Origin of the sequence: Psychrobacter sp. G (assembly GCF_000418305.1) — a bacterium.
Lineage (GTDB): Bacteria > Pseudomonadota > Gammaproteobacteria > Pseudomonadales > Moraxellaceae > Psychrobacter > Psychrobacter cryohalolentis.
The window spans coordinates 928,563-940,781 of record NC_021661.1; the positions used below are offsets into that span (position 1 = coordinate 928,563).

The window sequence follows — 12,219 nt, forward strand, 5'->3', positions numbered from 1 at the left end:
ATAACAATGCATCAAATGGGCTTCACCCTAACAATAGACTATGAAGAATGGCGAATTCTAGGATTAATAAATCCATATAAAATATCGATCATTAAGCTCACCAGAATCAGAGCAGTAGCGACCAATAAAATACCATTTTGTACAATAGGATAATCACGCGTAAAGAAGCCATCTAATAACCAGTTGCCGACACCCGGCCAACTAAAGATAGTCTCAGTGATAATAGCGCCAGCTAGTAACGTTGCCATCTGCAATCCCACTACAGTAACCACGGTAATGAGCGCATTACGCATCACGTGAATTAAAATCACACGTTTTGGTGACAGACCTTTGGCTCTTGCAGTACGCACATAATCTTCATCCAATACTTCAAGCATCGCTGAGCGTGTCATACGGGCAATCATCGCTAGCGGAATGGTAGATAGGGCAACCGAGGGCAAGATGAAATGTTTGACAACGTTCCAAAAGGCACCGGGCTCACCAGAGCTTAAAGAACCTAGTAGCCAAGACCCGTATAAAGGTTTGACGTCTAGGAACTGCGCGACAGAGATAACGCCAGAGACGGGTAGTAGACCTAAGTAATGGGCGAAGATACCTGTTAGGATAGGACCAAGTAAGTAGATCGGCATAGAGTAGCCAGCAAGTGCGCCAGACATTAAGGTATAGTCTAGCCAAGTACCACGGCGTAAGGCAGCCAAAATACCCAGACTAATACCAACGATACTCGCTATCGTAATCGCGCAAAGCGCCAGCTCTAATGTCGGCACAAAATGGGCAAAAAAGTCCTGCAATATAGGCGTACGGGTACGAAAGGATTCACCGAAGTTACCTTGCAGTATCCCAGTGAGATAATCCCAATATTGTACGGGTAAGGGTTTGTCCAAACCAAGGCGGGCTAAAGCCTGCGCATGTAGCTCAGGATCAACCATGCGCTCTCCCATCATAATCTCAACTGCATCGCCAGGTACGAGGCGAATAAGAATAAAAGTCGATAGGGTTAAGCCGATATAGACGGGAACTAAGATTAAAATCCGGCGTAGAATATAAAGTAGCATAGCTCGGCTCGTTTTTATAGAAGTGGCTTTTACTAGCTATAGCTCAGGCTCAGACAAATACGGCTGGAACAGAACCTCTGAACCAGCCGCAAACATATATAGAGCAATGACTATAGAATAAAAGGCGTCACTAGGGTTTGTTAGGTACTGGTATTGAATCTAATACCAGTACCTCATGAGATATTGGTATTAGCTAAGGCTATTTAATACAGCTATTCAATATCAACGCCATCAAAGCGAATGGAGCCGAGTGGGCTAATTTTGTAGTCTTTTACATTAGGGGTCGTTAATACCGTCACGACTGAGTTAGCAACTGTCGTCCAAGGTAGTTGGTCTTTAAAGATAACCTGAGCCTGCTTGTAATTGGCAATACGCTCATCTTGATTGGTATTTGCACGCGCATCCATGACCAGCTTATCAAAGTCTGCATTACACCAGCGAGAATAGTTATTACCGTTAACCGCATCACAAGATAATAGAACGCCTAACCAGTTATCAGGATCGCCATTATCGCCTGTCCAACCGGCTAGGATCGCTTCAGGCTCGCCTTTACCCGCACGCTTTAGGTACTCGCCCCACTCATAAGTCACAAGCTTGGCTTTAACGCCAATTTTAGCCCAATCTGATTGAATCATTTCAGCCATTAGCTTAGCATTAGGGTTATAAGGGCGCTGAACGGGCATGTACCATAAGTCGATTTCTAAATCTTTAGCACCTGCTTCAGCCAGTAGGGCTTTGGCTTTTTCGATATCGTAAGGCGCATCTTTGATCTCATCGTTATAGCCCCACTGCGTTGGTGGCATTGGGTTGCTTGCTTTGATACCAGAACCTTGATATACCGCATTGATGATGGCGTCTTTATTGATTGCCATATCGAGAGCGCGGCGAACATTGACATCTTTTAGATCTGGTTTTTCAGTGTTATAGCCTAAGTAACCAACGTTAAATCCAGCATCATCTAGTACGTTTGCTTTGCCAGATTTTTTGGCAGAATCAACTTCAGATGGGTTGGCATAAGCGGAGACATTACATTCGCCTGCTTGTACCTTCTGTGCGCGAACCGCAGAATCTTTAGTGATGACAAAGACGAGGTTATCGATATGAATGTTGTCTTTGTTCCAATAGTCAGGATTTTTTGTATAACGAATCTGCGCATCTTTTTGATACGAAGTAAAGACGAACGGTCCAGTACCGACTGGTTTGGTATTTAGATCAGCTGCATTGCCAGCGTCTTGTAACTGCTTAGCATACTCTGCAGAATGCACATAGGCGAACGGCATTGCTAGGTTTTGTAGGAATGGCGCGTTGGTCTCAGTCAGAGTGATTTTGACCGTATAATCATCGACTTTTTCTACTTTGTCGATAATATCAGGTAAGCCCATGCCTACTGAATATGGGAATTCAGCTGGATAGTCTTTATTAAAAGCAAAGCCTGTATCGGTAAGACGTTCGATGGTAAAGATAATGTCATCAGCATTGAAGTCACGAGTTGGGGTGAAATAATCGGTCTTGCCGAATTTGACGCCTTTACGTAGATTGAGTGTATAGGTTTTGCCATCTTCGCTGATTTCCCAACTTTCGGCTAAGCCTGGCTCAATTTCGGTTTCGCCACGTTTAAACTGTACGATACCATTAAAAATAGGATAAGCACTGGCATCAAAGTCAGTACCTGCCGTATATTGCGCAGGGTCAAAGCCAGCAGGGCTACCTTCTGAACAGTAAATTAAGGTCTTGGCGGCTTTGGCATCGCTACCGGCATCTGCCGTTTTATCCGCAGTTTTATCCGCAGTTTTATTGTCGCCGCTACAGGCGCTGACGCCTAGCGTTAAGGCTGCTAATAAGGTGAGCTTGAAAAATGGAGTTTGCACTGTGATTACATCCTGTATAAATCGTTAGATAATTATCGATTGATAGCACGACAACGACGTTAGACGCCGTTGATCTCGAACTCTAATCGATAAACCTTTAATTCCTTTTAAAGTATTTATCAATTCAAATTATTTCAGGTCATGACAAATTATCAGAATTTGAGACACCCCAGAATGGTGTGTCTCAAGTGTTTGGTCTTCTAATAGTTGATATGTTGACACTGAATAAGCAAATGAATAGACCGAATATATAGGTAAATATGAGGTTGTGCAAGGTATCTACAGCGCAAATATGAATTTTTTTATGCTATGGACATCTTTTTTGTTATTAATGAGGTATTTAACCTCCGTAAAATCACAGGCATATATAAGTAAACTTTGTTTTAGAAAGATATAATAAATATTCTAAAGATGTTCATATTACGGCTATGACAATCCATTATCAGTAGCTCGTAATATGCATGTTAAATGCACGTCTATTTAGGACTCACCACCAACACATTATCCAAACCTTTCCACATGGTATCCACACTATCAGCCGACGTTTCCACACACAATACAATCAAATCCCACTCATTTGGCTCAACGTTATAAGCAAAATTGGTCATACCAAGGCCATAATTATCATGAAAGCTTAACATCGTGCCAATACCGCTACCAAGTGCAATCGGTGAGCGTGTCAATGCACTAAAATTCACCGTATTATTGCTGTTATCTGAATTCGTATACTGCTCAAGCCATTCCGCCAATAAGAAGGGCAGCCAGACAAATTCATTACTGCCCAGTACCAATATTTTTTGTGGCAATTGAGCGTTATTAAATGCGTTTTGGCCATCAAAACTTGCAAATGCAGTTTGGAAACTTGCTAGATAATCCGCAAAGCCATTCGTGCTATCTAGCGTTGGAAAGCGTCCCCAGTTACCAGTATTGCCCAAAGATTGACTACCAGCTTCGGTCGTATCAACCGATGGCATAATGATAGGCTCAGGGTTGGGCGCATCAGTCCATTTCCAAGCGCCAGATAGTAAATGATGGCGGTGAAAATCAATGTTTGGCAGACGGGTGGCAATCGTATCATCGGCGTTAGCATCAGACTCACTTTGATTCTGATTTAGTGACCAATCAACTAAGGTTGTGAGATGTACTTGCTCTAGTTGGGTCAACCCAGCTTCACGTAATGCTGTGACGACATTAACGCAAGTATTACCCGTTGATGCTTCATCATCGACCATAATCAGCGTTTTACTGGCAAGTAGTTGCGCTTGCGTCATTTTATCGGCACTTTGATAAATCAGATGCTGACTGGCATGACTGTGGTCTTCGCTAAAAGTGGTCAATAAAGAATCGTTACTGTTGTCATCATGCTGGGCATGACGAGTAGAATTCAGCAGCAACGCTTGTGGATAGCGCGTTTGTAGCGCTTGGTGCACACCGGCAGATAAGCCAACCGCCGTCTCTGCCATACCGATGACCAAAATCGGCTCAGGCAAATCATCAGGTACTAAGTTTGCCAAATCAGTAAAGGCATCACGCATGATGCTTGGTGCCACCGGAATATGACGACCTAACACTTTTGAGACAAACAAAAACGCCCGTTTTGGATTGATACGTTGAGCAAAATCAAGCAAATCTTCTAGCTGATAATGGCTGCTTTCTTTAAGGTCGTTGTTACCACTAGCAGCGTTGGTCTGATAGGTCAGATCAAGCGTACCGCGAGGTAAGGTGATGGTCGTGTTGTGTTGTTTATTTGGCATTCATATTCCTTCAGTCTTTCAATTTTTTATATCGTTAGTTTCACTTATTCAGCAGTATCTTCTTCAATTTTTACACTCACCATAATAGAACGTACTTGGCACGGTGTAATTTGCTGTGCGATATCTGCCAGTTTCGGCTTCTTACTTAAACCGAGCCAATAAGCAAAACCAACTTGAGTTAGATCTACACTGCTATGAGTGGTGTAATCAATACCACCAGAGGGGCGACTATTAATCTCAAGCACACGATGCTGACCATTATCATCCGCTTTAGTCTGGACACTAACGATGCCATCACAGCCGAACGTTTTTATCAGTGGAATGACCACATCCATGACCGATTGCTCATAACCAATATGCTGAATTTTCCCCGTTTTATAACGAGTAATAGCAGCCAACACTTCGCCGTATTCACAGACGACATCGATAGAGTATTCTTGTCCTGATAAATAAGGCATTAATAGCATGGGAATCGGGCGCTCATGCACCATGAGACTGTTGGTATAAGCATTGATAAATTGCGTAGTATTGATTTTCTTCTCTTCGGTAAAGTATAGATGCTCAAAACTGTCGTATTGCTCACCTTCTTCTTTACCCGTTTCTTTAACTTTACCTAAGCGCCAAAATCCTTGAGCAAAAATCCCCGTCACTGGTTTGACGCATAAAGGCTGATGACCATGTTTAGCAAGTAAAGTCTCAAGCTCTGCGACAGTATCAAAGCGCCATGCATCTGCGACAGGGATATCATGCTCATGGCACTGCTGCATAAAGGCAAACTTATCATCGATGGATTCCAATGCTGTAACGCTGGTCGCACCTGTCAATAAACGGATACCTGCTGCGTCAAACGCTTCACGGTGAGCTTCGTAATCAATGCCATTGCGTCCAGTAAGCAACACTTTCACGTTGTTTTTCTGAGCTTGTTCTAACACAAATTGCCAACGTGGCATCAATGGCTCAACAGATTCGAGCACTGCTTGTTCATCGCTATCTGCGGTGCTAATAGAAGGCTCGCGGTAAATGATGTCGGCAAATTCAAAAATCTCAGGTCTATTATGACGATGTGAGGCAACGATATGAAAGGGCATGCTAGATTGAGCTTTTAGGGTTTGCAGGCTAGCTAACATATCACGCTGGCTTGACTGACCTTCAGCCAACCAAGCAGCGCTTAACTTTGTATGATGACTATTGTTAACAGGGTTATCCATAATTCTCTTTACACTCTCTTAATATAGTAGGGTTGTGGATCACTCGATATCGTCATCATAAAGTGATTAGCAATTTAATATATGATCGAATAATTTCAGACATGGCATTTATACATAACGGGCTCTATTATATACAAATGCTAGATGTTATAAATGTTTCCAATTAAATAGCATCAAGGATTTTTACTTTTTTTATGATGTTTTATAAGATGCTGGTTCTGATTAAGGTTGTAATGCCATCCATGCTACTATATGGCGATAGTTAACCTCACTCATATAAGTAAATAATAAATAACGTAAAGGATAAATGATGAGTCAACCTCAAGCTTTAATTGCAGGTGCTAACGCACCGCTGCCAACGGATAATATTAGCATTCGTATTTTAAGCCAAAATGCCATCGACTGTGCGGCTTATCGCCTGACGACTGAAGGTAAAGTAAGCGGCGATGGCGATATGATATTTTATGGGCAGACGCGTAGCGATGATGGTAACGTGAGCTTTCGCGGTCATGACAGTGATGGATTTTTTGATATCAATCTACCTGCACAGCCAGCAACTATTGAAAAGATTGCGTTAGCATTTTCTAGTGCGCAGACGTTGGCTCAAGTCGGTGATGTGGATATTCAAGTACTACAAGGCAGTCAAGTGTTGATAACTTGCCAATTAAGTGCTGTTGGACGTAATGAAAAAGCTATCATCTTAGCGGAATGTTATCGTCGGCAGGGCAATTGGAAGTTCCGATTTATCGCTCAAGGTTTTGAAGGTGGCTTAAAACCTTTATCTGAGCATTTCGGTGTAGAGATTGCCGATGAAGCACCAGCTCAAAGCCCTATACAAAATCAGTCACAAAGGCAAGCTCAGCCTATTAATACGCAGCGACCAATCAATACGCAAAAAGCTAGTAGTGCGCCTCAGACAACTACGCCACCGCCGATTCCTGCTGGCTCTACCAATCCTTCAATCAACCTAAGTAAAATTACTTTAACCAAAAATGAATCTAGTATCAATCTCAAGAAACGTGATGATTTTGGCAAAATATCGGTCAACCTAGACTGGAACCAACGTCCAGATGTCAGCAAGCAAGCACCCAAAAAAGGGCTGCTTGGCGATTTATTTAAGCAGCATAAAGCTGATGGAATTGATCTCGATGTTGGTGCGATGATTCATCTGAAAAATGGTGAAAAAACGCTTATTCAAGCGTTGGGAAGTCGTTTTGGTAGCCTACAATCAGCGCCATACGTTCTATTGCGTGCCGATGATAGAACAGGACAGGTAAGCGGCGGTGAATGGCTAGATATCAATGGTCAGCAGTGGTCACAGATTGAAGAAGTATTTATCTTTGCTTTCATTTACGAAGGTGCACCAAATTGGGCGCAAACTGATGGGGTAGTGACTATTCACGTACCCGACCAGCCACCGATTGAAACGCGTTTGACAGAAGGTACAGGTAACTTACCGATGTGCGCCATTGCACGTCTGGTCAATCAGCAAGGCAGTATCAACGTTGAACGTATCAACCAATACTTTAAAGGGCATCAAGAGATGGACAAAGCCTTTAATTGGGGCTTTAGCTGGAAACGTGGCAGTAAGTAACGACTCTATTTATATACTTTGATAGATATAAAAAATAAGCCCATCTATTGTTAGATGGGCTTATTTTTATAAATGATATCTTATTAATAATAAGATATCATTTCAAAAATGACACTTATGGATATTAAGCATGCGGGGTGATAGCAGGCATTAAGTCATGGAAAGTGCGACCAGTCGCCGTTTCACCGATGGCATGCATCTTCCACTCATTATTATGACGATAAACTTTTGCCATAATCATCGCCGTATGCGTACCTTGTGAGGACAGATTATAGCGTGCTACTTCAGTATTGTTATTGGCATTGACGATACGGCAAAACGCATTTTCTACTGTCTCAAACGTCTGACCAGTAAAGCTGTTGACGGTAAATACCAAGGATACTACGTTAGCTGGAACTTTTGATAAATCAACATTGATTACTTCATCATCACCATCGCCGTCACCAGTGCGGTTATCACCAGTGTGCACGATACTGCCGTCTTTCGATTTTAATTGGCTAAACCAAATGGCATCAACTGGCTGTTTGTTGCTATCGAACATAATGCATGATGCATCTAAATCGATAGAATCGCCGCCACTACCACCACCGAATAATTTACCTAAGAATCCACCTTTTTTATCTTGTGGACCTTGGGCAACGTCCCAGCCTAAACCCAATTTTACTTGAGTAAGCTCGCCGCCCGCTTCTTTGCTTAGGGAGATTTTTTGACCCTTTTGTAAACTAACTGCCATGTGATAATCCTTATAATAGTTGTATGAGAAATTGCTATAAAATATTGCCAAGTAATCCGCTATTGCCGCCACGACCACCTGAACTGGTGCCCAAGATGCTTTGTAGCCATCCTTGATAGCTGTCACGATTGCGTGAGCAAATAATAACTTTGCCTGAGCCTGAAAAGTTGAGTACCATTCCTTCGCCACTGGTGACTGAATTGATAATATTGCTCATGATGCCTTTTTTCTTACTGGTCGATACAGAGAGCTTATAATCAAGCGTTGAATCCCAGCAGACCACATGACCATTATCGATGATGACGTCTTTATCTGGCGTCACATCAATCTCAAATAATGAACCAAAACCCGATACCACTACCTGACCTTGACCTTGCGTCTGCATGACCATAAAGCCGCCAGTATCACCAAAGACTGCGCCACCTAGATTACGTTGAATATTGGCTCTGATATCGACACCGATTTGCGCCGCGACAAAAGCACCATCGCTCAAGGTATATTGATGTTTGCCGCAATCAATGATTTGCATATCGCCATCGAGCGTTGGTGCCAGCAAGCAATCACCTTCACCGTTTACCGCTTCGATTTGCTGTTGAAAAAGTGACTCATTGTTAGCAAAACGGCGCATCAATGACTGCATCAGTCCACCTTGCAATTTACCTTTTAGCTCAAGGTTTGATTCCATCATCACCATGGCGTTGGCTTCGCAATAGATTGAGTCGCCTTTTTTAAGATTACAATGTAAAAAAGGTTCAATAGTACCAATTAAGCTAAACGTTGCAGCCATAGGTCAAAAGTCCTTGTTCTAATATTTTTATGAGTCCATCTGTAAAGGATATAGCAAATAACTTCTGTCAATATCTTTTAGACATTAAATTCATAGCCACTTAAATTTAAAGCCATCAAATGTCTTAAACAACACACTTGATGGCTTATAAATCTCGTAAGTAGCTCATAAATAAATAGTTACTTACGATAGTTGGCTTGCGGCACGATTAAGTCAATTAGACGATTAAACGTTGACGCCATAAGAGGCCGCTAATGGTCCGAGACCACCGCTAAAGCCTTGACCAACCGCGCGGAATTTCCAGTCACCACTATGACGATATAACTCACCAAAAATCATCGCTGTTTCGGTACTACCGTCTTCTGATAGGTCATAACGAGCGATTTCAGCATCGCCATTGTCGTTCAAAACACGGATATAAGCGTCGCCCACTTGACCGAAGTTTTGGTTACGAGCTTGACCTTCATAAATGATGGCACAGATAGCAACTTTGCTCACGTCAGCTGGAATGCTTGCAAGGTTGATTTTGATTTTTTCATCATCGCCGTCGCCTTCACCAGTACGGTTATCACCAGTATGCTCAACCGCGCCATTGTCTGACTTTAGGTTATTAAAGAAAATAAAGTCCTGATCGTTACGTACTTTACCTGCTTCATTGACCAAAAAGCCAATCGCATCCAAGTCAAACTCTTGACCGTCAGTGGCGCGTGGATCCCAGCCTAGACCGACAGTAATATTGGTTAAGCCTGGCGCTTCTTTTGATAAGTTTACGTTGCCGCCTTTTGTTAAGCTAATAGCCATATAAATATCCTTTGGATTAATAATTAAGTGGATTGATTGATAAAAAATAAACTCAAATAGTGCAGTGATAATATATAGACGTTATGAGAAAAAAATATCTGTACGCCATGTCCTGCATATCATTACGTTTTACTATACTAAGCGTTTGCTTACTAAGCAAGGCGTATTTTGTGCGCTGATGTTATGTTTACTAACAGATATGGCAATTGTGCAAATCTGATACTTTCTAACCGTCCCGATAACAATCGTTAAGATATTGTTATCAAAAATGAATTTCTTAGATACTGAAGTTGGTATTTAAAGTTGTAATCTCGAACCTAGCAATGAAACAAAACCTTATGATATGAATTACTCATAAAGTAAAAAAGATATAAAAAACAGGTCATACCAATCGCTTGATATAACCTGTCATGACTACGATTTTTTACCAAAGCGCTTTTTCTTAATTTGAACTTAGCGTTTAAACGTAAGCTAAAATCAACACTAAGTAATCGCCTTTGCTTGTTGCTTGCGATGCTTAAGTGAAGCAAGCAATGCCCAACCGATAAAGGCAATACCAATCAAACCAGTAATAATCTCTGGTACATGGAATTTCACTGATAGCAGCATAATAATTGCCAAAGCACCAATGGCATAATGCGCACCATGTTCTAGATAGATGAACTCATCAAGTGTGCCTTTGTCTACCAAGAAAATGGTCATTGAACGCACAAACATGGCACCAATCGCCAGACCTAGCATAATCACGATAACGTCATTGGTAATTGCAAATGCACCAATCACACCATCGAAACTGAATGAGGCATCGAGGACTTCTAAGTATAAGAAACCGATAATACCGCCCTTCATAATCGCGCTAGTTGCAGCACCAGTACTATTACCTTGAGCGTCTAGTTCTTCTTCAAGATCACCCTCGAGCATACCAGAAACCACTTGCACACCAAGGTATACTAAAATACCCCAAACACCCGCAATCAGTACGGCAGAAGCTTGTTCAGCGGTAGCCCAAGATACTGAAATCATCAAGACAATAAGCGCAACGAAGACGCTCATGGCATCGACTTTGCCTAGCTTTGCTAAGCGGCTCTCAAGCCAGTTAAACCAATGCACTTCTTTATCATCAAAGATAAAGTTTAAGAAGACCAGTAATAAGAAGATACCACCAAATGCGGATATTTCAGCATGATGCGCCATCAGTCTTGCTGAGTATTCTTTAGGATCGTTCAATGCCAAATCTATCACTTGCATCATGCCAAGGTCTGCGGTAACCGCAACGATGACAATTGGGAATACCAAGCGCATACCGAATACAGCAATTAAAATACCAACGGTTAAAAATATCTTTTTCCAAAACTCGTCCCAGCCTTTGAGGACTGAGGCGTTGACCACCGCATTATCAAAGGATAATGAAATCTCCATGACGGCCAAAATAGCAGTAATAGAAAGGGTGGTGATTAAGCCGCCCATACCGCCATGTGAATATCCCCACCATGCAGCTACCATCAATGCGATAGCTGTGAAGATGAAGTCGAAATAAAAATGTCTCATGACACATCCTGTCTGGTTGCGTAAAGCTAAGGTTGTCTATTATAGACGCAGCATAAAAAAAGTGGCTATCGCTAGCCACTTCTCCATGTGTGATTTTTAATAAAATATAAAGTATTATCAGTCATTTGGCTATTAAAGATTGTGACTATTTTGCAACCATATTTTACAGCCAATAGTGAGGCATAATGGCTTTAGGTTTTGCACCTACTTATCATCTAATGGATGGTTTTAGCAAGGGCTAAATATCGATTTAGATAGTAGTTTAAATGACAGTTTAAATAACGACACCATATTGCTGGCACATCGCTTGTAAGCCACCAGAGTAACCTTGACCAACGGCGCGGAATTTCCATTCTGCATTGTGGCGATAGACTTCTCCAAATACCATTGCTGTCTCAACAGAGTAGTCTTCTGCTAAATCAAAACGCACCACTTCAGCACCCGTTTCTTCATTCACAACGCGAATAAAGGCATTAGCAACTTGACCGAAGTTTTGGCTACGAGCCGCTGCATCATGAATAGTGACTGTCACAACGATTTTGTCGACATCGGCAGGTACTTGCGTTAGGTTGACTTTGACCACTTCGTCATCACCGTCGCCTTCGCCTGTACGGTTATCACCAGTATGCTCAACGGCACCATTGTCAGATTTGAGTTGGTTATAAAAGATAAAGTCATGGTCGCCGCGTACTTTGCCAGCTGCATTTAATAAGAATACACTTGCATCAAGATCGAATTCGGCACCAGAAGTTGCGCGCTCATCCCAACCAAGACCAATAAGCAGCTTAGTTAAGTTTGGATCCGTTTTGGTTAGCGATAAATTACCGCCTTTGTTTAGAGATAATGCCATGGAATGGTCCTTGTTATTTAT

At 42.0% G+C, this 12,219-nt stretch carries 10 protein-coding genes; 1 reads left to right on the plus strand and 9 read right to left on the minus strand.

Annotation, left to right across the window (positions count from 1 at the left end; genetic code table 11):
* Positions 1-38: 38 nt before the first annotated feature.
* The 4 genes from PSYCG_RS04020 to PSYCG_RS04035 form a co-directional block, all read right to left on the minus strand.
* Complete coding sequence (locus PSYCG_RS04020) at positions 39-1,055, minus strand: ABC transporter permease (protein ID WP_011513106.1); 1,017 nt, start codon at positions 1,053-1,055, stop codon at positions 39-41.
* A 212-nt stretch (positions 1,056-1,267) separates the two neighbouring features.
* Positions 1,268-2,923 (minus strand): ABC transporter substrate-binding protein, encoded by a 1,656-nt coding sequence (locus PSYCG_RS04025; RefSeq protein WP_020443054.1) that lies wholly within the window; start codon positions 2,921-2,923, stop codon positions 1,268-1,270.
* A 476-nt stretch (positions 2,924-3,399) separates the two neighbouring features.
* Positions 3,400-4,677 carry a phosphoribosyltransferase domain-containing protein gene (locus tag PSYCG_RS04030; protein ID WP_020443055.1) on the minus strand — a complete coding sequence of 426 codons (1,278 nt, stop codon included), beginning with the start codon at positions 4,675-4,677 and terminating at the stop codon, positions 3,400-3,402.
* Between the two features lie 44 nt (positions 4,678-4,721).
* On the minus strand, positions 4,722-5,885 hold the full coding sequence (locus PSYCG_RS04035; RefSeq protein ID WP_020443056.1) for an ATP-grasp domain-containing protein: 1,164 nt from the start codon (positions 5,883-5,885) through the stop codon (positions 4,722-4,724).
* Positions 5,886-6,195: 310 nt separating this feature from the next.
* Between PSYCG_RS04035 and PSYCG_RS04040 the strand changes: the two genes are divergently transcribed.
* Positions 6,196-7,479 (plus strand): TerD family protein, encoded by a 1,284-nt coding sequence (locus tag PSYCG_RS04040; protein WP_020443057.1) that lies wholly within the window; start codon positions 6,196-6,198, stop codon positions 7,477-7,479.
* A gap of 124 nt (positions 7,480-7,603) precedes the next feature.
* On the opposite strand, the gene PSYCG_RS04045 is transcribed toward PSYCG_RS04040, so the two are convergent.
* The 5 genes from PSYCG_RS04045 to PSYCG_RS04065 all read right to left on the minus strand — a co-directional run bounded on the left by PSYCG_RS04045 (position 7,604) and on the right by PSYCG_RS04065 (position 12,198).
* On the minus strand, positions 7,604-8,212 hold the full coding sequence (locus PSYCG_RS04045; protein ID WP_011513115.1) for a TerD family protein: 609 nt from the start codon (positions 8,210-8,212) through the stop codon (positions 7,604-7,606).
* 34 nt (positions 8,213-8,246) lie between these two features.
* On the minus strand, positions 8,247-8,999 hold the full coding sequence (locus PSYCG_RS04050; RefSeq protein WP_020443058.1) for a TIGR00266 family protein: 753 nt from the start codon (positions 8,997-8,999) through the stop codon (positions 8,247-8,249).
* A gap of 225 nt (positions 9,000-9,224) precedes the next feature.
* The gene (locus PSYCG_RS04055) at positions 9,225-9,800 is read right to left on the minus strand and encodes a TerD family protein (RefSeq protein WP_020443059.1); all 576 of its coding nucleotides are present in this window, start codon (positions 9,798-9,800) and stop codon (positions 9,225-9,227) included.
* 483 nt (positions 9,801-10,283) lie between these two features.
* Entirely contained in the window at positions 10,284-11,348 is a 1,065-nt protein-coding gene (locus tag PSYCG_RS04060) for a DUF475 domain-containing protein (protein ID WP_020443060.1), read from the minus strand.
* Between the two features lie 274 nt (positions 11,349-11,622).
* Positions 11,623-12,198 (minus strand): TerD family protein, encoded by a 576-nt coding sequence (locus tag PSYCG_RS04065; protein WP_011513118.1) that lies wholly within the window; start codon positions 12,196-12,198, stop codon positions 11,623-11,625.
* Between the last annotated feature and the right edge of the window lie 21 nt (positions 12,199-12,219).